The 24,628-nt window shown below is 32.5% G+C and carries 6 protein-coding genes and 1 other RNA gene; 2 read left to right on the top strand and 5 right to left on the bottom strand.

Annotation, left to right across the window (positions count from 1 at the left end; all coding sequences use genetic code 4):
- Window positions 1–131: 131 nt before the first annotated feature.
- The 5 genes from MCJ_RS02060 to MCJ_RS02045 form a co-directional block, all read right to left on the bottom strand.
- Complete coding sequence (locus MCJ_RS02060; protein ID WP_012751635.1) at window positions 132–10,667, bottom strand: hypothetical protein; 10,536 nt, start codon at window positions 10,665–10,667, stop codon at window positions 132–134.
- A gap of 33 nt (window positions 10,668–10,700) precedes the next feature.
- Window positions 10,701–18,260, bottom strand: coding sequence for a hypothetical protein (locus MCJ_RS02055; RefSeq protein WP_012751634.1), 7,560 nt, complete (start codon window positions 18,258–18,260; stop codon window positions 10,701–10,703).
- 63 nt (window positions 18,261–18,323) lie between these two features.
- On the bottom strand, window positions 18,324–19,178 hold the full coding sequence (locus MCJ_RS02050; RefSeq protein ID WP_012751633.1) for a hypothetical protein: 855 nt from the start codon (window positions 19,176–19,178) through the stop codon (window positions 18,324–18,326).
- A gap of 142 nt (window positions 19,179–19,320) precedes the next feature.
- Window positions 19,321–19,713: a transfer-messenger RNA gene (ssrA, locus tag MCJ_RS03620) on the bottom strand.
- Window positions 19,714–19,845: 132 nt separating this feature from the next.
- On the bottom strand, window positions 19,846–20,358 hold the full coding sequence (locus MCJ_RS02045; protein ID WP_012751632.1) for an adenine phosphoribosyltransferase: 513 nt from the start codon (window positions 20,356–20,358) through the stop codon (window positions 19,846–19,848).
- A 140-nt stretch (window positions 20,359–20,498) separates the two neighbouring features.
- On the opposite strand from MCJ_RS02045, the gene MCJ_RS02040 reads away from it, so the two are divergent.
- Together MCJ_RS02040 and MCJ_RS02035 are read left to right on the top strand one after the other, a co-directional pair.
- Entirely contained in the window at window positions 20,499–21,197 is a 699-nt protein-coding gene (locus tag MCJ_RS02040; RefSeq protein ID WP_012751631.1) for a hypothetical protein, read from the top strand.
- Window positions 21,178–24,543 (top strand): hypothetical protein, encoded by a 3,366-nt coding sequence (locus MCJ_RS02035; protein WP_012751630.1) that lies wholly within the window; start codon window positions 21,178–21,180, stop codon window positions 24,541–24,543. Before MCJ_RS02040 ends, MCJ_RS02035 begins: the two co-directional genes overlap by 20 nt.
- Window positions 24,544–24,628: the final 85 nt, after the last annotated feature.

Raw genomic sequence — 24,628 nt, 5'->3', positions numbered from 1 at the left:
ATTAATTTTGTTTTTTGTAGTCAAAATCTTAATGTTAAAAATAAAATTTATAACTAAATTTTCTCTAAAGTATTATTTAAAATAATATTCAATGAAATAATAAAAAATGCAACATCAGTTGCATTTTTCAATTAAGTATATTTAATAATATTAACAGCTGTTGATCTTTTTAAAAATGGAATCAGATATAGATAGTTGAGAAGAAGGTTTGTTGGAACAATAGCTCCTGGATTAATTCAAGCTTGATAGGTAGCAGGATCAAATGATCATATTTGGTTTTGTGGATCATCTAGTTTTGTATCAAAATATGGTGTAATTCCAATTCCAGCAAAATAGAGACGCTCACCCAACTTTGGTCGCTGATCACTTGGAATAGCTGCCGATTTTAAGTTAAATGTTACTGATTTATCAGTGTAGTTAAAATCGCTATCTAAATTTATTCCATCACCGCTTGCTTTTGGAATAAAGTAAGTGTGACCTGCTTCGTTGACAAAAATTGCATAGCCAACAGTTGGCACAATTGAACGCAGTCTTTTGTTAGAATCATAATAGAAATAAACTTTAAAATCACCAGTTTCAGAATTATAAACACTATTTTGAATCCCAAATTGTGGCTCATTTATTAAAGGAGATGCTCCTATTTTATTTCTTCATTCATCATCAGTATCAACTGGTGGATAAGTAGCAGCACGACCAATAAAAGTGTTGAATCTATCAGTATTTTTAATTGGAGTTTGAACTAAATTATTTCTTCTATGTGATTCTAACACGGGTAAAACTCCAGGAGTATTAACTCATTTTGATCAAACTGAGTCTGAATGATACATAGTTTGGAAAGTATTTCAAACATCTGGAGCATCTTGAGCAAAAAGCATTGGAATATCATTAATTTTTCAGCTTGCAAAATCAAGTTGAATAATTTTTGCTGCTAAATTTTTACCTTTTTCGTCAGCACCTGTTAAATTAAATCAGATTTTTTTATATAAAGTTGGATTTGAATTATCTACTAGTTGACCACTGCTAGTGTCAACCTTGGAGACATCCATAAGGCGAATATACAAGTCAGTCTCTGGTGTTACTTCACTAAATCCATTTCCATTATCATCAACATGTTTAAAATTAAATTTGTATTCACCACTGCCTATGCTTTCAGCATTTGTAACAAAAGCAGAAGGTCGAATTCTAGCAATTTGTTTAGCTAATGTATTTCTATCACCTCTTAAAGTTGTTGGAGAAAAAACTGGCTCATAATTTTGAGCTGGAATATTACTTTTTTGTCCAATACCTTTTAGGTTAAGAAGTGATTTTTTTCACTTAAATTTAACATCATATTTGGTAGCTGCCAGAGTAGCATAATTCCTATTACCAGTAAAAGTAGTAAGATCTCCACGTCTACTGATATTCTGACCGATATCTTTAATTCGCTTTTCATTAGTTATGTAAGAACCAGCACTTTTAACTATATCATTATCTATGTCATTTGGTTGTACACTAGCTACTTCTCCTCCAAATATACCTTTTGCATACCTCTGAGCAAATAGATTTTTTGCAGTAGCATAATCTTGTTTAGTAAGTGATATCTGATCAAAAGGATCATAAACGGTGAGCTCAATGGCATAGTCATTAGCCCCATAAATAAAGCCAGAAACCCTAGTAACCTGAGTGTATTTTTTACCTTCTAACATCAATTCTTGATTATTGGCACCCATTTTCTCTAGACTAGATTTTGCAGTCGAACTTTTTGCAAAATTAGTATAATAAGGAAACTCAATACCAAATTTAAGTTGATTTTCGCCATTCCTATTGTTTTTGACATTTCACTGACGAGCATCACCGACGATATCAACACTTAAAGTTCGCTCAGCAGCATTATTTTGACCAAACTCCAGTCTTGGATTTTCAAATCGAACTCCACTACTGCTACTATTACTTGTTGCATCCAACTCGCTGTCATCAAGTTTATACAAATGATATTTTATACTATTTAAATCTGCTTCATTAACAAGCGCTAGCGGATCATCAAATACAACCTGAATGGTAGCCCGATAATCTCGCTCACCACCGCCGACATTTCTCGTATCACCAATGGATACCGATTTAATCGTCGGTGCTAAAAGTTTAGTACTAAATTGTTTGAGTGTATCAGCAGAGGTTGGTGCAAGAATTGAAGAAAATTCATAAGTAGGTGCAACATTTACATTATGAATAGGATTTCAGCCATCAATTTCTGCCCCTGTTACTTGATAAATATTAGAGTTTAACAAGTGAGTTGTAGTAGTATTGCCTCCAGTATAAGATTTTACCACAGGAATGTCAAATTCAGCAAAAAGTTGGCGATCTTGACCAGATCCTTTTTCTTGCACCATAGCAACAGTATCAAGAAGATGTTCGCTTTTATCTTGACCACGAGTGTTTTTATATTTGAGCTTAACTTGTCTTCCTTGTAAATAGTGGTCATCAACGGGATTGAAAAATAATTTAACTTTGCTAGAAGTTTCAGTGTTGCTTTTTTCATCAAATTCGACTTTTTGAATAGTAAAGTGTTCCGCAGTTGTAAAGTGTTGCTTCACAGCGTTGAAATCAATTGGAAATTCTTTTCCATCAACATAGATTTTTTTGACAGTATAGCCGCTCAGCGGTATGAGACCATTAGCCGGAATCTCGACTGTCAATTGGTTGCTGGTAGTAGATCCAGCACCACTGCTGGCTGTTGTAGTTGTTCCATAGTAGACTCTATCACCGGTTTGCTCAAGCTCAATTCCCACAGTTTTATTGTTTAGCTCAGCTGTATCACCAGTGATTTGCAGCAAGAAGGTCAGCTCTCTTGGTTGAGCAGCATTTTTGAGTGCAATAGTTTTAACATTTCCTGGTGTTCAGAAGGACTTTAGTGGCATTAACTCTTGCCCACTTGTATTATTATAAGCATTAGTAGCAAATTGTACAGTTGTTCCCGTCTGACCAACAATTTCAGCTTTGCTAATTGTATATTGGTGTCCCGCTTTGAGCGCTGGAGAAGCATTAGCTAAGTCAAATTGAACAGAAGGTCCTTTATTATCATTGTTGACTCTAGCAATAATGCTAATGGGCGCAGCAGGAGGTTGACCGCCTGTAGCATCCGGGGTGTTGTCCATAAGAGTAATTTTTAAATCTTTTTGGACTAAAAAGTTGTCAATGATGCCAAAGTCAAACTTAATTTTTCCACTAACACTGTTTGGCTTATTGCTCTCTTGAGTTGTTTGCAATTCAATATGTTCAATATTGAGCACTTGCGCATTAGCAGCTGTTGTGCTAAAAAATAATCGATCACTATTGGCAAAAGATCTACTGTAGTCAACTCCACCGATGCTTGCCCGCAATACCTGATAGGTAGTCAACTTTTCTAAATTAGATAGTGAAAAACTGATTTGTTTTTTAGCAACATCATAAATAGCTGTCGAAGTTGCCACTACTGGATTTTGCCTTCTACCTAAAGGATCCACTTTTATAAATTCGACAAAACCACTAGTTGCTTTTGGATGACTTCCTTTGTCACTAAAGGTAACCGTTAGTGTGCCTGAGGTATCTGTATTTTGAGCTCCCATAGTTGAGGTAAACTCAGCTCTAACCAATTGTGCTTTAGTGTGGAAGTAGTATTGGTTGTCTTCTTGAATTTTATCTCTGGTGCTTACAGGCTGCAAACTAGATAAATCAGCTGCTTGAGTCTGATTTTCTGCTACAAGCTTAATTTTTAAATTAGTGCTGTTGCCAGCGGCAATATCGGGCACCCCTATGACTTCAACGGCGTCAATTTTGTAAGTGCTCGCCGGTGCTAATTGTTTGAGATTAAAAGTGGCAATATTGTTGACCACAGTGACTGGCTTGCTCTCTAAATCAGTTCTATTAAGTGCAAAACCATCGACAGTGCTGTATTTTAGCTTAACTTGGAGAGCATTTCTTGTGAGAAAAGCATCAGGGTCGTCAAAGCGCACAGTTACACTAGCGCTGTTATCATCAGTGACATTATTATAACTAACATCAACGATTTTAGTTTGTCTTCCGGGGGTACTAAAATGGGTTTTTAGTGCATCAGTTGGTGCTGGATTAGTCAATCTACCATCGACATAACGGGAGATGTCAATATTGTCATTGTTATAAGCACTATAGTCAATGTTGTATAGTGAAGCTTTTTCTAAAGAGTCAACCTCATAGCTAACTTTTCAGAAATTAGTTGCTCCTTGACCAACTTGTGCAGTCCCCACTTGCTCAACGTGGCTTGCTTTTGCACTAGTAAAGCTTTTGGTTGTCAAGTTAGAAAGTGCAATTTCAAATTTGTCAGCTTTATTGCTTAAATTCTCATTAGATAAATAATAAACAAAGATTTTCGCACTGACTTTATCAAGCTGCTCCTGGGTTTTGACCTCATAAGCAATTGCTGAAATTGGCAAGGTGGAAAAAGTTTTATCACCCTGATTTTTAATAGCTGCAAAGTGAGTTGAAATGGCAGCGTTGTTTAATTCTACCATATTATTTTGATTTGTATCAAGAAGTTGTACATCTTTTATTTCGTAGCTAATTCCATCAATTAAGCTAGAGGCAGTATTTGTCAAATTAAGCGCGCGAGTGCCACTTGGATCTTGAGAATAGGTATTGGTCTCTGCATCATAGTTGGTAGTGTCACTAATGTTGAAATTGTTGATGTTAACTGGGGCAGTAGCGCCGTTTAATTTAAAGCTTGCACTGGCATCATTTTTAATCACAGATGCAGCATTTGCACCATCAATCTCAGATGTTAAAAGTGTACCATAATCTTGACCGTTCAATTTTGCTTGATAGCTAATTTTTACTTTTTTACCAACTAAAAATTGGCTAGCTTGATCGGCAAATTTAACCCTTGCAACAGCGGTTTTGCTGGTCGCATCATATTTGGTTTCGATAGAATCGATATCAATGGTATTTGGAGTAGTATAAAAGACACGATCAGTATTTTGCACACTTTGATCAAATTCTAAGAGGTTGTCACCAGTGGCAGCAGCGCCATTATTAATAACAATATGATCTAAGAAATAACGGTTGAGATCTTTTAGAGCTGAAATTTGAAAGGCGGTTTGACCTGAATCGGCAGTTGGCAAACCAGTAGAAACTTGTTGCTGTTGAATCCCTGATTCCAAATCGGTGTAGTAAAGAGTAACAACTTGACCAATTAAGTCAGCATTTTCAATTTTAAGTTGAAATTGAGCTGTTTGAGAAGCTAAATTCTCTTTTGTAATTTGAGTAATAAATCCTTTAGTTTTAAAGGTTTTATTACCATTTATATTATTTAATGAAATGTTTGGATTAAGAGTCTGCTTTGGATAAGTAATTTTTCCAAGACCATTTTGCTCTTCAATAAAGTCTAATCTGCTAACATCGAATTTGTTTCCAAGATCAAGCGCAGTAGAGTTTTCCTCTTTATCAATGGTGAATTCCAAACTTCCATCTTCGGCGATAACAGCTTCATAATTTTGACTAACAGCTCTTTTATTTTTTGATTTACCAACGGTGTTAACTTCATTGTTTTCAAAAGTGAGTCTTACTTTATTTTTAGGTAAAAATCAATCTTTTTGCACATCAAAATTAAAGCGAATAATTGCTTGATTTCTTTCTTTGTCAATTTGTTGGAAAGAGCTCACTGAAACACTGTTTGCAGTAGTGCGGAATTTTTTGTCATTTTCAGTTAATTTTCTTTGAAAACCAACACTTTTGCCATCAATTAGTAAATCACTAATTTGGTATTCATCAAATTTTTCAAGATCTGTCGCACTAAAAGTAAAAGTGCGATTGTCTGAGCCTAAATTCTCAGCAGTCTTATTAATATTTAATAGTTGCCCAGTTCGTTTATTTTCTAATATTAAAGTAGCAGTAGTGATATTCTTATAAGCACCTTGCGGATCGGCAACGGTGATTACCATATTATTGCTTGCATTATCACTTTGAGTTCCTTTATTAATAGCAGAAATTAATGAAGGTGTATAAAAGTCTTTTTGTTTATTAGCATTTGTGTTAATGGTAGACTCAAAATTAACAGCGATTGGATTAGCTTGAATGCCTCCAGCAGTATTTTTTGACTTAGATAACTGTAGTCCATTTGCATCGCCTTTATCAACAAGCTCGACACCAGTAATTTGATAAGTTTGTGATTGCTCAAGGCTAGCTAAATCAAAAATTGCTTTGAAATTTTTGATCTCAACTTCGCCAGAAGTTTGTTCAACTCCATTTGGTGTCCCACCTGGCGCCTTTTTATATTTTAGCTTAGCTTTAAATTTGTTGTTTAAAATTCCATCAAAACTGTTGTTAAAACTAATGGTAACTTTAGCACCATCTTGACCAGTGGCTTGTTTTGCAATATTGATAACTTCGACAGTATTTATCGGAGTAACAAAGTTTTTTTGATTCTCATCAAAGTTTTTTTGGAGATCAAGGCGGTGAATACCCACTTTTCTGTTGATAGTAATGGATTCAAAAACATATTTTTGTAATTTAACTAAATTAGTAAGATTAAATGTTGCTTCATTGTTACTAATTGTTGCTGTTGCTTGATAAATTTGGCCAGTGTCTTGATTAGTATAAACAATGGTAGCCATCTTACCATTAAATTTGATATCTTCATTGGTGGTGTTTTCATTTTGGAATCTAACTTTTATGCTAGTAGAATTTTGCATTAAGCCTTCAGTGGTAATAGATTGGACTACACCATCAGTGGAAAACTTAATGCTTTCTTGATTATTACTAATATCTTGGAAATTGGTTTCAGGACTAGTATAACCGGGAGTAGTTGGATAATGATTAACTACCTCAAAATCTGGCATTAAATTGGCTTGATTTTGATGAGTTGCCTTTAAAGTTTTGGCAGACAAGTTAACAAGGGAAATACCACTAATTTTAAAATTAGTCCCTTCATCAAGTCTTTGTAAATTAAACTTAGCTTCAAATTTACCATCAACTTTCTTAATATTTGTGGTGTTTTCGATGACGGAATTGCTTTGACCAGCATTATTTTCTTTTTGAACATTAATTGTAACACTTTTACCGTCTAGATAAAAATCTTTGAAAGTATCAAAGCTAATTTTGACATCAACTGAGTTTTTTGTAACATTTGAATAAGTAATATCGGCAACTTGGATATCTTCAACTGTGGTGTTAAATTGTTTTTGATTATTTGCAACTTCTGAAAACTGGACAGCAGGATCTTGATTGTTATAAATATCGATACTTTGAATTTCAAAGTCAGTATATTTATCTAAATTAGATAAGCTAAATGTTGCAGATTTGTTAGTAACAACTGCAGTGCTGGTAAAAATTCCATTATTACGTGTATTTTTATAAGTAAGTGTTGCAGTTTTAGTGCCATTTTGGCCATCTCTAGTAAAGTAATCTTCATCATCTTTAAAGGTGGCTTTTACTGTAATAGAGTTTTGGGCAACATTAGAATACTCAATTTTTTCAACTTCACCTTTGGTAAAAAACTCTTTTGTATTATCAGCGTCAGTAATTTTTGGACTGTAGTTAAATCCAACATCTTTTGGCGGAATAACAAGACCTTTTTGCTTTTTCTCATCGGTAGTGGTTAGAGCTTCAATTTTAGTAATTTTATACTTTTGACCAGCAATTGCTTTGCTATCAAAAACAAAATCAGCGGTGAGCTCATCATCAACGGTCGCCTCAGCGGTGAGCGATTCTGCGCTAGGATTGTTCTCAGGTGAAAGGGTCACCTTAATTTTATCACCAATTAAATAAGCATCTTTTGTTGGATCAAAAGCAATTGTTGCCCCGATGCTGCTTGTAGTCTTGCTGGTTTGTTCGACTTTTATCACCGTTGCAGTAGTTGCAACTGTTGAAAAGTCTTTAGAGCTGTCTTGAATATTTGCATTAAAAGGAATATTTTGTTGATCAATGGTCAGCGCTTCAATGTGATAGTGAGATAATTTTTCTAACCCTGTAATATTAAAGCTTACCTGGTTTTTAGTTTGATCAAAAGTTCCGTTTGCTTCTTGAACAAGACCAGTTTCTTTATTACGGAAAACTAATTTAATATTATTAGCTTTTGTTTGATAATTAGGATTTTTTAAGCTAAGGCCAATATTAATTTTAACAGATTCTTCTTTATTTTCTTCTTGGCTGATACTCTCCACACTTGGTTCGGTGTAGAAAACATCGCTTTTATTTTGAATATCATCTAAATTAAATTTAATTTTTGCAAATTCAGCTTTGTCTTCTTCTGAAGTAGTAACACCTGCTCCCGGTTCTTTATAAACAAGACCAACAACTTCGTACTTGCTTCCTGGATCGAGGTTGCCCAAATTCACTCGTAGACTAGAGTGCTCGACAGTCGCTTCGCCAAGCTCTAGTTCCTGACCATCATTTTTCTTAATTTTAAGAGCAAATTTTTGACCATCTAAATAAGCATCAGTGTCGGGATTAAAGCGAATTTCGACGGTGGCACTATTTTGACTAACGGCAAAAAAGTCACTTGTTAAAACCTTTGCATTAGCAAAAGTAGTGCGAAAATGTTTGTTGAGTGCAACGATATTGTCACCACTAAAAAGTGGATTTAATTTACCAAAAATTAAATCACCAATGTAGTAATCAGTACGCCGATCAAGCTTGTCAAGCTCAAATTCTAAACTAAATCCGCTTTCATCTTTTTGTAATGAATTTCCATTAAAATCAATAGTTTTGGAAAAAGAGACCACCCCTGGTGCACTCCCATAAGCAAGGGCCACCTTGTCAACTTGATTTGCTCATTGCTCACTAGCGCTTAAAATGTGCAGCTTAACTTTAGCACTAGTTTCTTTGATGTCGCTAAAGCTGATCTCATCAACTCGAGCTTTTGTATAAAATTCATTTTCTTTTAGTTTAAAAGGTCCACTTGGAGTTGGATCATAGAGCAATTTTACCAAAATGTCTGGTTGGTCAACAAGCTCGAGGCCTTCAATGATATATTTTTGACCGAAGTTAAATTGCTCAATATCAACACTTATTGAGTTTCCAAGAGCAATGGCGGCCTCACTATATAATTTAGTGGGAGAGCCTTCTTGACGGTAGACAAAACGGAGTGCTTTATTATTTAAATAAGCACTTGTCTCATCAAAGCCGGCATTGATGACGACTTTATTGGCACTAACTGCGGGGATAGTTTTTAAAAATGCCGAAAGATCACTAATTCCAGAGTGGAAATTGCGCTTTTCTACTCTTGGATTATCAAGCGGCAATGATCAAGCAATTTGCCGATAATCATTGCCAATATTGTTGGCAAAAATCGAATTTTGTGGTAATTGGCTCAAATAAAGACGATCAATGGTGTAGTCTTTATCGTTAACTAGTCCAGAGACGTCGAAGCTGGCTTGGTATAAATTATCTTTGAGGTGTACCAAATTAGCTTTGAGCGCTTTGGCTGAAACTGGGTTGATTGCCAAATTGACCTCAGAGCCCAAAACGTGGTCAACAGAGGCAATTGTAACATTGATTTGTGCTTCAGTAGCACCAATTTTTGACTCAAGATCAACAATGCCATTTTGAGTATGAAATTCTTTGAGGGCATTTGGAGCAAAATTAATATTTGCACCACTAACATTGGCACTAATAATTTGATAACTGGAGCCCAAATCAATTTTATTTTTGCCATTAATTGTCAAATTATAAGTTGCTACATTGTTTTCTAAATGAGTAACAACAGAGTGAATTTCATTGGTGAGCAAATTTTTATATTTGAGCTCAACAAGACGCCCATTTAATTTGGAGAGCAGTGGTAAAGGATTAAAATTGACAACAATTTTTTTCCCAAAATTGATCTCATCTGTGCTCGAAATTGAACCAATGGTCAAATCAATGGCTTGTGTCGCAAAAGCATAGTCGTGCTCCATTTTGACATCTTGCATAATTTTTGGTGCTAACTCAACTGAGGCATTGTCGGCTTCGACTAGTTTGACACCAGCGACATAATAGGCAACATCAGATGCTAAATTGTTAAGTTGAAAATCGGCATGGCCATTTTCAACTTTGGCAGCATCGACATAAGAGGTAATGATTCCCCGCTGTTGAGCTTTATCAACAGTTTTTGCATCAACATCTTTTGGTAAATAGTAGTACTCAAGAGCAACAGTTTTGCCCTCTAATGATTTAATCTCATCAGCAAAATTGATACGCACGAGAGCACTATGTTCATTAATTTTAGAAAAATTAATGTTGTTAACAGCGGCGGGAATATTAACAAAATTGCTAACATGCTCACCAAAGCCAAAATATTTTTTTGCTCCAAAACGAGAGGCATATTCACTTTGTTGTTTGATGGCAAAATAATAACGGTTTCCCGCAGAGAGTTGCTGCATATCACTAACAAAGGTATATCCATGACGAAAATCATCATAGGTAGCAATTGCTTTCCCAATTTGCTTGCTTTGTTTGCTATCACTATAAATATAGACATCAAGAGGTTGATAGTCAAGCTTATAACTATCTTGGTCACTAAAGCTAAAATCAACTTTTAATTTATCATCGCTAATTTGCGATGATAAATCGATGACTCTGTATTGCAGCGCTGATCAATTCCTTAATAAATAAGGAATGATCAGCAGTGTTCCAAAAGAGAGGCCCATGAGGCCGACAAAAACTAGGGCAAGAGCTCTTTTTTTAGTTTTTGAGATTTTTTTCATTATTTATCTCCTTTGTTAGTATTTTTTAGTTTTTTATCATTTTATTGTTTTAACAATTGAGGTGTAATATTGGTCTGGTTGATAGTAGATGGTACGCGCAACGGCATCGGGAGGGTTGTTAGTTCGGTCTTCCCCCTTAGCAAAGCGACCTCAAAATCCTAACAGAGTTAGCGGACCATCAACATGAGGGCGGTAAGGATTGCTTCCCTGGGTAAAATTATTTAAATCAAAAGTAAAATTTGTAAAGTATTGATCATTAAGAAACTGAATTTGTTGAGATGGGCTAGCAGCAGTGTTGTTTCTAGTTCCAGCAAGAAATATTTTTCCATCTCTTGCTTTAAAAGCAGCTGTTAATTGAATATAATGATTGGGTTGTAGTCCTCTACCTCTAGTCAAAAAAACTTCACTGGCGAAAGTATTTGGTCAAGCAAACTTTGCTGTTAATTGTTTGCTTCCCCGGTTATACTCAACATCATATATTCTTGCATAAATATCACGATATTGTATTGAATTAAAATCCAATTTTAGTGAACCAGATTGATTATCGTTTAGTAGACTTCCACCACCACCACCATTTTGACCTGTTGAGTAGGCATAACCGCCCTTATCACCACCAGGAATATTGTTAAAATTAATACCAACAAATCGATCATTATTACCAACAGCAATATATCTTAATGTTGAACTACTATTGTTTTGATTTGCTCTACCATCATAACCAATTTTTAAATTAATATATTTATCAAATCTTTGTCCATCAGGACTAGTTCCTAAATATAAAGGTGATCTGTCAGTTGGAGCAAACGAAATATGTGGAAAACGAGCATTTATATAATCTCTTTTTTTTAACTGTGGCAAGGCAATATCATCTTTGTGTCTATGTGGAAAAGTAAAAATACTTCTAATTGGGTTTCTACGCACAATGGTTGAGTTTCTATTTTTTGCAGTTTCAAAAAATTTGAGTTTAGTTAAATCAAAGAAAATAAATTGTTTAGCAATACTTGAATTTTTTCTAAAGTCTCTATTATCTAGATTTCTCTGTCCACCTCTTAATTCATCTTCTACATAATAGTAGAAAGTAATAAAAGCAGTATCACGACCGTAGTGTAATGAATCAGCATTACCACCTCGGTTTAAAAAATGATTGTAGTCTTCAGCGGATCAAATACGGACAAATTGTGGTTTAGTTTGATTAAACCGTTGTACTAAATTACCACCTATTGTTGATAAATTATTTTCTCTATAACCACCTAATACTCGAAAGTCATCAACATTTCTTCTTGTATATCTCTCACTAAAGGGATTTTTTAGGTTGAATTTCCCTACGTCACGGTTAGTATTAATGATTCCAGTATCAAGTAGAATATTACCATTATTAGTAGTTACATTATTACTTAAATTTACACTATGAGGTACATCTTTAAATTCAATATTTCCAGCAAAAGTTGAATAAGGTGTTAGTAAATAACGTAGATCCGTCGCAATTGGATCTGCAAAAGGATCCACCTCTTTTAAATAGTGAAGAGGATCATAAACTGCAAAGGTATAGCCGATCAACCCAGGAATGATGACATCACTATTGACAGCATCTTCAATGAGAATTTGTGGTTTGATTTGGGCAGTAATTTTATTACCTTCAGCATTTCTATCAATAACAACGGCCTCAGATTGCTGAGTGGCTAATTTGTCATTTCCGTTGCGACCACCGTGACCAACATATTTGTAGTATTTTAGAGTATTACTTGTACTTTTATCTTGACCAATGTGGAATTCCAACTCAGCGCCCATTAATCTACGAATGTCATTGGCTTTTATTTTGAATTCAAGTTTATTACCTAAAGGATCAGGAAAATATCGTAAATCAGTAACTTGATATTTTTCTCCATTTCCAAAACTAGTTTCAGTATCATCAAAGTTAAACCCAGTTTCACTTTGAGTGAATTTTTCAGTTCTGTTAGTTCCATCACTATTACGATTTCTCTCTACTACAAAACGTTTTCGCTCTTGTGCCCGAACACGAACTTTGAAATTATTATTAGGAATAACAGTTGTATCATCAAAAGCATATTCTGCATTTTTATCAAATTGAATAGTTATCTTAGTTTCAAATGCGTAATCACCATTAAAGGTACCATCATTAAGTGGAGTACTATCTCCTACTTCAATACTGGTTACCTTTGGAAGCGGAATCTGAGTTGTAAATTTGATAGTATCTTGTTTATCTCCATTTATTGTAGGAATGGTAACAGAACTACCAGCAACACTAGCTGGGCTAACCCCGCTCAAATTAGAAAGTGTTATAAAATTCCCAGTAGTAGTATTATTAATACCAACGACTGCATAAGTTGAAGAATGATCTAAACTACTATTAGATGAATTAAGAATGAATTTTAAACGCCCGTGAGCTGCATCACCATTGATATCTTGCACTTCAGCAAGAGTAGTAGCTTTTTTGACTGTGGATGTAGGATCCGGAGTTGTACCACCACCCCTTTCATCTGTTTCACGCCCAGTGGAAATTTTGGCATAATACAATTCAAATTGGTGACCTCTAGCAATTGCGACATTAAGTTTATCAAAGATAAATTCGATTTCTGCTGAATCAACTCCTGTTGCTCGTGTTGAATAACCATTAATAATTTTATTTCCATCTAAATCAGGACGATTATCAGCTTTATCATATTCAAGAGTGCTACCTGTGGTGGTAACAAATTTGTTAGCTTCTAATATTTTATTTGTACCAAAGTCATCTGAGAAACTAATGCTTGCTGAATTAGAATTGCTTGCTTTAAAGGTGGAATCATCAACTGTGAAAGACTCAACTTCATAGCGAGTATGTTTTTGGAGTTTGTTCATGCTAGTAAAGTTAAATACTCCACTAGTAGTAGTAGTAGTAGTAGTAGTAGTAGTAAGCATTCCGGTGACTTCGACGGGTTGGGCATTCCCGACATCTTTGTTAAGACCAACAATGCTAATTGGCTTGAGTTTTAATTTGGCCATTTTGCCATTTAAAACTTGGCCACTATCGGCAAGGGTGACCATAAGATTTGCACTATTGTCGCCGATATTAGAAGCTACTATATTAGTAATCTCTGTTTTTGTAACAAATGTTGCCCGATTTCGAGTAGCATCAGTGAAATTATTTGCATCTGTGTCAATAGTGCTATTCAAATTAACTGTAACAGTTTTACCACTAATAATGGCACTCTCGACTTGATACTTAGATCCAGCTTCTAATTGTGATAAATCAAAAGTGGCTTCGATCTCGCCAGCTCGAGCTTTATCACTCATATGTTGGCTTGCTACATCAATGTCGGCTTGTTTAGAATAAACTATCAATTGTTGTTGGTTTTGCCCCTGAGAAGCACTAGCTAATTGTTTTAATTTTAGAGCAATTTGTTGATTGTGCAAATAAGCATCATCTTGAACTGCAAATTTAACTTTTAAATTTGCAGCATTATTTGTAATGTTAGAAATTTCAATGTTATTAATTGTTGCAGTTTGGGCAATAACATTGAATTTTCTTTGGAAATTGTCTCTATCACTTAATTGACCATCAAAGGGAATTTCAACACCAGAAGTTCCAATTCCGGTATTTCTAAAATTAGCTGTTTTAAAATGAGCTGCCTGAGGTGCATCCACACTTCTATCCATCCACTCAATTGCTTCAATGCTGTACTCTGAGTCTTTGATAAGGCTGTCAAGATTGAAGGTGGCCTTTGATTCAGCTCGACTAAAAGTAGCAGTTTCCTCATGAACTTGATCATCACTATAAACAGATAAAGCACCTGTGGTTTTTAATTTATATTTTAATTTAACTTGTGCATCATCATATAACAACTGGTTAACATTGTTGAAAAAAACATCAATTGTTGCTTGTTTTTCTCTAGTTGAATTAGAAAAAATAGCAGCGACTGATACCTTGGTCTTCAAGGCTGGATTATCTTGACTTTTAAATTTGAGCTCACCTTGCCCATTTTCCTGCGCCGGATTATTAACTAGACTTAATTGCTGTGGCAAGAAAATAACATTTTCAATAAATTGTTTATTAGCTTTTCTCTGGAGAATAACTTCTTTTACTTCATAGTTTTGTCCAGCAACTAAATTAGTTAAGCTAATATCAGCTTTGATATCCATACCAGCTCCCTTTGTTACATCAACAAATTGGGAGGTCAACTGTGGTACTTTATTATCTTTCGTACCATAACGAATGGCAGCTTGATAGTTGCCAATCAAAAAAGTTTGACTAGCATCAAATTTAATTTCAAATTTACCAGCGTGGACATTTTTATCATTATTTAAGACAACAATGTCTTGCAGTGAAGCATTTTCAACTTTGGTGTTGAAAATGTCGTGATTGGTGTTGTGAGGAAACTCAGATGAGAAAGCAATTGGTATTTCGTTAGCACCATTTGGATCAGTTATTGCAAGTGATTCTAATTTATAAAAACTACCTCTTTCAAGTCTTTCAATATTAGCTTGAATAATACCATTTGTTATAGTTGTGGTGTTACTAAATTCTTGCTCGACATCTAACTGATTTTTATTAGTAATATCACTAATTTTTTTATACTTAATTTTTACATTTTTATTATCATAGTCAGTTTGGCCAGTGTTTTCTAACTTAAAGCGCAGCAGCGCTGAGTTTTGAGAAGAAATAAAATTAAGATCGGCCAGCGTTGGCGTAGTTGTTCAAGAGCGCCTGTCGATATTGGCAGCATCACCGCCGACGCTAATTTTTAAATCATTGTCAACAGATGTAGTATTTGTAGTTGACAAATCAATTAAACTGTTTTTGGAACCTTCATCTAAGTCAGTCAAACTAAATTCATAGTAGAAGCCTCTTTTTGCATCACGAGTTGGACTAACAGAAGTAGGAGACACCTTAAAAGCACCACCTTTAGATGAGCGGTAACGAAGATAAAGGGCTTGATTTTTAGTTAAGAGAAAATCATCATCAAAGTTGAAAAATACCTTAACAGTTGCACTAGTTGCTGAGCTAACACTAGACTCGACATGAGTTACTAGTGCGCTAGTAGCTAGTGTAGTAAATTCTTTGGTGATTAAATTAGTTTTAGTTGAATCATCTTCAATTGTGTAGTCTTGAGCAGGTGGCACAGGTGGCTGAGTAATCTCCATCGGGTTTTTAAGCCCACCGATGAGCTCAATGCTCACAATTTCATAAGTGGTATCTTTTCGCAGCCCTTCAATATTAACTAGCGCTTTGGCACTTGTCCCATCAGCAAAAAGGGTGGTTATCAGACTACCTTGTTCACTTTTTAAACCTGAAGCTAAAGCTGATCTAACTTGACGACTACCTCTTGTTCTTTTAGTACGATAGTCAATTTTTACTTGCCGACCTACAAAACTGGCATGTGGGTCAGCTAATTCAAGCTCAAAGCTTGCGCTTTTATCGCCAGTACCTTGTGCCCTTGCCGCAATAATTTGTGGCTGTGTTGTAAAGCTTCTTTTTGAAATATTTAAGCTTTCAGCAAATTCTACTTTGACTCTTTTCTCAGATGAGTTAAGTGGATATTCAAAGGTGAGGCCATCAACGCTATATTTGGCAGGCTCTAAATTGGTCAAATCAAATTCGACAATTTTTTGTCCTTTGTCGTCTGTTACTCTACCAACACTTGAAGTAAGAGGACGCCCATCAGCAGCACTATAATTTAATCTTAGGTTAGTAAAGTTGTCTAGATAAAGCTTATCGGCGTTGTCAAAAGTGAATTTAACTTTGGCAGTTGTGCTATCAATGCTTACAACTTTAAAATCATCAACTTTAACACTAGTTGGCTGAACTTGGAATTTGTTTTGCTGTTTATCAGTAATGCTTTGCTCAAAAGGAATATCTTTTGGAGTATTAGTGTTACCTTCCTCATGAACTAAAATAGGAGTACCAGTATCTTTTTCTTTAATAGATTTAATAGTATAATTTCCATATTTAGCAAGACTAGTTAATTTGATGCTTCCTTGCCCATTTGTTACTGGAATTTCAACAGTTTTATCTTGAGCAGTTGGATTCTCTGAAGTATCTTGAGCATAAGTGAGCTCTAAAATTTTGGGCTGCCCATTGTTTTTAAAAGTATCACCTTGATCTTTTAATCTAATAGAAATAGTTTGTGCAGTTTGCTCACCAACGACAGCTGAGCTGCGGATTTCGGCTATTGAAGCTAGTGTAGCAAAAGTTCTTGTTGTAGATGGTCCAAATGTATAAACAATTGGATAAGGACCAACGGATGTATTAGCTTGCTTAAATCGCTCTCGATCTTCAGTTCTTTTATCTTTAATGCCAATGATGCTATACAAGCTTCCTGGATCCAATTGACTAATATTAGCTTCAAATTTAACTTCAGTTGAATCACTATTTTCATCACCTGACATTTTAGTTAAATTAACTTCCTGAGCTTGACTATTACCACCAATGCCACGATAAACTAATTTTAAATTATCTTTATAACTATTATTAGCTAAGAAGAAGTCCCCTTTGTCTTTATCAAAAGTAAAGGTGAGCTTTGCTTTATTTAGTGATTTCTCACCTTGTTGCACCTCAGTAATTGTAGCACTCTCAGGGATGACATGGAAAGAACGGTTAACATCAGAGATGTTATTTGCAAAATTAAATAGGTAGTTGTTGCTGCTATCCTTGATTTCTGAATCTGTTGTTAATTTAGTATTATCATTACTTAAATCAACAGAGACCCCAAGAATTTTATAGTAAGCATTTTTATCGAGATCATCTAATCTGACACTAAAGCTGTTTCCGGAAATGGTTGCAGTTTTTTCTTTAACATCTCCATTTAATTTAATAGTTTGATCTGCTTGATTTGTTGGATTAGCGATCGCAAAGGTATTTTTCTCAGCTATCTTATCTTTTGGAAGCTTCTCATAGTAAACTTTGACACTTTTACCTTCAAAAGAATTAGTTTGTCCAGCGAGGGGATCTTTAATATTAAAAGTTGCAGTATAACTAGTTTCACTATTTTGTACAAATTCAATATCACTAATTTGTGGCTTGGTTGCAAAAAAAGCTTTCTGGCTAATGCCAGCTTGATAACTAATCTTAGTTAAGGGATGGAATTCATCATTTGCAGTGGACGCCGCGCCTGCTGGTGCTCCTGCACCATTTTCTTTAACATTCTCAATTTTTTCAATAGTATAATAAGTAGCTGGTTCTAATGTTGGACTTCCATTAAATTCTAAATTAATTTTAGCTTCACTTCCATTTGCATTACTTACTTGCCCTGTTGCCTCAACATTTCTACCACCGCTAATTGGTTTAAAGACAAATTTAAAATAACGATCTTTTAAAAACTCTTTATCTTTTTCATCAAATTGAACTTCAATTGTTGCTTTAGTATCGCTTGAGTTATAACTAATAGATTTAATAGTAGTTGATTCCGCAATTAATTTTAATGTGCTAGTTACAGTGCCACCATCGCTCTTTTTTAATTCAGTGAATTGGGTGGCTTGTGGATCTGGTGCTACCCCATTTGCATATTCAACTCTTTCAATTTCATATGTAGCAGCTTTATCAAGACCGGTTAGATCAATAACGGCGATTGTATTTTTTAAATAAAAAAAATGCAACATTAGTATAATAATACTCTTATTGCATTTTGCTTGTCTATTTGAATTTAAAGGTGAATTATATTCTTATTCAGAAGCTAAAATCTTAACAATAATTTTAATTAACTCATCAGGTTTCATTTCATAATAGCTTGAAATTTCTAATTTTTGTGCTAATTCATGAAGTTCTTTAATAGATAAATTACTAATTTTTTTATGAATTTCCTGTTCTTTAGAACTAGTTGTTGTTTCTGCTTTATTTTCTTGACTATTGTCTTCTTGTTGGTTAGTTTTTTGGCTTTGATTTGCAAAATTTTGTGCCATTTGTGGACCAAACATATTTAAAATGTCTTGATATTTTTCTGGATTTTTACGGATGTCTTCAATTTGCTTTTCAACCAATTCAGATTGATATGAAACCAAAAATAAACTCTTAATTTTTAAAACTTGTCTTAAAGAAAAAATTTCTGTTATTGTTGCTGCGACAATTATAATTCAAATCACTAAAATTGCATTATAGTTAAAATCAAAATCTGCTTTATTTGAAGAAATAATTATTTGACTAAAACTTGTTAATATTGATGTCAAATTAGTTAAAAACGCAAAAAAAGAAATTCCTATTGATCTTTGTCCAATGTTGAGAAAATTTTTCTCTTTGTATGAGTTAAAAATAGAAATAGTATAATATGTTATCGATATTGATAATAAAAGTATTGTTACAATGTTAGATAAAATTAAAGTGTTTTTATATTGATGTTTGAAAACATCACTTGCATCTACTCCTGCTGTTAGAACAATTATGTTTGCAATTGATAAAATAAAAATAGTTGCAAGTATTGCAGGAAAAAGAAAAATTCAAATACGATATTTGCTTTTTTCATTTACTCACAATTGCTCCATAGTAGGTTGTTTTTTTGGTTGGAATGGGTTGGTATAAAACATACTTTCCTCCTTGCTTTACTTTAATTCTCTTTAATTATACCAAAATATAATAATTAAAAGAAAAATTGGCAATTAATTTGTTAATTTGCCAATTTCATAATTAAAAAACAAAAAAATCTGGTTTAGCCAGATTTTTTTGATATGGTGGAGATGCGGGGAGTCGAACCCCGGTCCACATACAAAAGCATATATAAGTCTACAGTTTATTAGTTTTTTGTTTTTAATTAAACTACTAAAACTACAAAAAGTAAATCTAATTAACTATTTTAAAAAATTTAACCTTATATAATAAAATAGAATTATTAAAGCGATCTTGTTATATGAGAAAGTTTGTTACACAAGATTAAACAACTTCCACTAGCTTCAAAATATTAAGCGAATGCTAGATTTGAGTTAAATGATTGACTTGCTAATAGATTTACATCCACAGCTTTGTCTTCTTTTTTGTTTGCATTTAAGAAAATATTGGTATTTAAGGTAACCACACCACTGCCTTGCTATATCTTGTTGTACCTGTCAAAGCCAGTACACCCCCAAATAACAAAACAAATTTTACCACAAAATAAGTTTGTTTATATAATAATTTTTATTTTTTTAGTTTTAAATTATAATGAAAAAATCTTTGAATTTATTTCAAGGAAAAATATATGATATTTTTTTAAAAAAACTAAACTTTTATTAAGGAGCTAACATCATAATTTTTTAGTAATTCTCTACCATTGAGTGCTTCTAGCTCCAATAAAAAGACAACTTTTGAGACAACTGCTCCTTGGTCTTCCACCATTTTTACAATCGCTTTTAATGTGCCACCAGTTGCTAAGACATCGTCAACTATAGCAACTTTTTGACCTGGTTTGATCATGTTTTTTTGAATCTCAAGTACTGCTGAACCATACTCTAAATCGTAGGAATATTGTTCAACTTCACCTGGTAATTTACCTGCTTTTCTTACCATGATAAAGGGTTTTGATAAAAATGCAGCTGTTGGAGTTCCAAAAAGGAAGCCACGAGCATCAGGTCCGACAATAACATCTGCATCTTTTACTAAATTTGCCATTTCAACAATGGTATAATTAAGTGCATGCCCATCTGCTAATAATGGTGAAATATCTTTAAAAAGAATTCCTTCTTTTGGAAAATTAGGTACATCTCTTATGTAATTTTCAAGTTTGATTTTCATAACTTAATTATATTATATTACTATTAAAGATTTTTTTAAAATTATTAACCTATTTCTTAATTTAAAACAAAAAATAAATTTGAATAATTCAAAAAGATATTAAAATATTACTCATTATTTTACTTAAAGGGAAAAATAGTATGAAAACTAATAATAAAAAAAGAAGTAAAATTATCTTATTTACAGTCGTAGGACTTGTTACACTTTCAGTAGTGGGTGCAACTGTTGGTATTATCTACAACAGAAATCAAGGTAATTATAAGTATACTTATGACAAAGATGGTGAAGTAAAAATTATCTTTAATTTTCAAAATCCAAAAGTCTTTAACAAAAAAGTGATAGTAAAATTTGAAAACAAAGATAAATCAAAAAAGAATAAATTGATTCTAGTCGATGGAAAAGGACAACTTGAGCTAGAAAATCCAGGTAGCTCCAACTGAGCAGTTGTGCAAATCAATGCTGGAGTAACTAAGCTTTTTAACGCTGATTTTCAACAAGCGCCCAAATTTGATAATCTTAGATGAAATCCTTCGACATCCAAATTGGAATTTAATCGCTTTTTAACTAGCAATACTAAAGTAAAATTAATACTTGAAGCAACTGATGGATCAAGAATTGAAAAAGATATAAATGTTGACAAATATGGTAGCTCTGAAATACTCAATTATAAAAGTCTGCAATTGGATAAAAGCTATAAATTAGTAGAACTTTACCAATATAAAAGTTCTAAAAAAGATGATTTACAAACTATTAGCATTGCTAATATTAATTTAACTTTTTCAGAAAATTCCATTGATTTTATAGAGAAAAATCAGTTGATTGATTCACTTTTTTTATAATAAAAATGATCAGAAAATTAATGTTATTTTCAACAATAATAATGACTTTGCTAACCAAAATATTGAACTAGAAATAGTAGATTTTGAAGACCAAAATCAAATTATAAAAGCAAGACTTGATAGTTTTGATAGCACTTTTCAAACTTATAAATTCAATGCTAATTTGGAAAATAATAAAAAATATATTTTGAAAAAAGTAACTAATTTAACAACTAATCAAAATTTTGATGAAAATTATATTTTTGTTGTTCATGATAATGCAATAAATATTACAAATTTTCAACAATTAGAAAGTGATGATTTAACCAAAATTAAAGGTAGTTTTGAGCTTAATGGTGGCAATGATTTGTTTGAATCTGATGATCAAATTGAACTAACATTTGCCAATGATAATGGTGATGCCAAAGTTGTATCTAGGCCTATAAATAGAAACAATCAATTTCTTGTGAATTTTGCTTTGCCAGCAAAAATAAATCAAGAATTTTTCCTAAAAGAAATCAAAGTAATTAAATCTGAAAAACCAATCGACAATAGTGATAGTATAATTTGAAAATCAACAGAAAATTCAAATTTAATTGTTAACAATAAAATTATTATTAATAATTATTGAATTGATAAAGAAAATAATTTTATTTTTGATATTGATTATAAACACCTAGATTTATCAAAAGCACAAGTAAAAGCTAGTTATCTTGAAGGCGATAGTACTGCGGAGTTGGAAACAGAAGATACTAATTTTGAAGCTAAGCTAAAATTGATTACCAATAAAAAGAATGCTAATTTAGTTGCAAAAAAATTACATATTCGTGATAATTTTAGTAACACAATTAGCATTGATATTGACAATAATTTACGAATTGTCAACGATGTCTCAGTTGTGCAAAACATTTATAAAACAACTCTTAATAATAACAATTTAAAATTAGGTTTAGAGCTCATAAATCCTATAAATTTAAACTCTAACTTAAAAATTAAACTAGTAAATCAAAATGATGAAAGTGAATTTTTTGAATCTAAATCATTTCTACAAAATGATTCAAAAATAGATTTTCAATTTGATAACATACCTTCAAATCGGTTATTAAAAATTGATGGATTTAATCCTCAAGACTCAAAAATTATTTTAGCAAAATCACTAAATAATAATATTGAGCTTCCATACCAAAACTTTGATATTAACCTAGATGATAATTTAAACACTTCTGAGATAACTTCAAATTCTGCTAAACTAAAAATTAGTTTTACTTCAAAAGAGAGTGTGTTTAGCGAGAACCAACAAATTATTGCCATTTTTAAAAGCAAAACAAATAACTCTGATCAAAAAAGTGCGCAAGCACAAGTTTTATTAACTAAAAATAATCAAAAATGGGAACTAGATTTTCAATTAAACAATCTTGATAGCAAAACTGAATACTATCTCGAAACTCTAGCTTTTGCTAATAAACCACAAAAAGCTTGAAAAGACTATCAAGTAGGTGCTACTTTACACTCATTTTTTGAAAATAAAGATGCTACTAAATTTAAATTTGAAACACAAAATAATCTTTTAGGTTTCAATATCGATGATTTCAGTGAAAAGCCTTTTACTAAAAACCGGTCACTAAAAATAAACTTTATTAATGATAATGATCTAACAAAATATCAAAATAAAAAAATAAAACTTATTTTTAAAGATGGTCAAAATGATCAAGCTAGCACTTCTGAAATTGCAATTCAGCAAGGACAAAGAGAATATAAAACTACAATTGATTTAAATCATGAAAATAAAGTTTATTCATTAAGCGAAATTAAAATTATTGACTCTGGTTCTCAGCCTTCACAACAAGTTGATCAAGAGCAAAGTTTTTCAATTGTTGCAAGAAATATTTTAAAAGATTCAAAAGTTATCTATACAAACGATTCTTTTAATAACACAAAAATTAGTATCCCATTTGTTGATGTTGCCAATTCAATCAATGTTAATGAATGAACAGAAATTAAATTATCAACTGAGCAAAATCCTGGGCAAGGCAGATTATATACTGGTTATGTTGTTGAAAAAGAAGGTAAAAAATATCTTGAATTTGAAATACTAGATATTGATATAAACCAGAAATATCATATTAATTATGTGGGTATTGTAAAAGAAAACAACCTTAATTTTTTTGAAAAAACTCAAATTAATTTTCCAGATAGTTTTAGTTTTCAAAATGATTTTAAACTTGTGAATAACTCAAACTATGATTCTCAAAAAGGGACAATTTCTTTTAATATAAAATCAGATTTTGATTTAATAAAACTAAAAAATGGTTTAAATATTAAGTATCAAATTGATGACAAACATGTTAACTTTTTTGCAAATCAAATTGAAATCAAGAAAACTCCTCAAGTAACTAATTTTTCTCAAGATAGCAGTACCACTTCCAATAATATTTATGAGGTAATTGCTAAATTTAGTAGTGATCAAGTTAAAAATTTAAAAACTGCTAAATATAAATTGGTAGATTTTTATTGACAAGATAAAACCAAAAACAAGCTTCCATCAACAACTAAAAATAAATTTGAATTAGATTTATCCAACTTTACATCCGAACATACTTTCGAGGATCTTTTCGATCTTAAAGAAAAAATTAACAAAGTATGAAAAGATTTTTGACGTATTAACAATTGAAAAATGGCAGCAGATATTAAAGATGAAAAACTAAATGAATATCTAAAAACTAATTTTAAATTTCCAGTTAATGCAGAAATTCAAGTAAAAAATCTCTTTCAGGGAATTTTAGAGCCAAAATATCAAATTTCATACATGGGAAATAGCTTCGATTTAAAAGCTAATCCTTTACAGTTCAACTTTGTAAATCTAAATGCAGATCCAAATGCTAGCAAAATTTGAGGTTTTGGTTCAACAACTGCTTCTTGATATTGAGGTAAAAGATATGCACCAAGTGATGTTCTACGTAAAAATAATGACTATTGATATAAAGATAATCCAGGACCTGGGAAAACTGTTGATTTTCATCTAATTCCCCAAAATGTTAGATCCTTTCCTTATGGAGTCTATGTTCATCAATTAGAATTTCAATTTTTTAAAGATGGCAGATATGTTCCTTTTGAACGAAAAGATTGATGAAAAAAATATATCACTATCACTTATACAAATATTAATGATGAAGAAAAAACTATTACTGGTGAACATCAGTCAACACCGTTTACAAATTCAGATCGAGTAGTTTATCGCATGAATATTAAAGATCGAGTTAAACGTATCAAAATAAGTTTTGATACTAGTTTGGGAAATCAGTGAATTTCGATTTTCAAACTTAACTTTTTAGGTTTTGCTCGCAACAAAGATTTTCCTAAAGATTAATCAATCCTTAAAAATAAGGTTGTTTTTAACTAATTATTTTTCAAGGATTTAAATGATAATTTGTTAATTAAATATAACCTTATTT

Source organism: Mesomycoplasma conjunctivae, from assembly GCF_000026765.1.
GTDB classification, from domain to species: Bacteria; Bacillota_I; Bacilli_A; order Mycoplasmatales; family Metamycoplasmataceae; genus Mesomycoplasma; species Mesomycoplasma conjunctivae.
The sequence above is the reverse complement of the archived record's forward strand: the minus strand, read 5'-3'. Positions and strand labels throughout refer to the sequence as shown.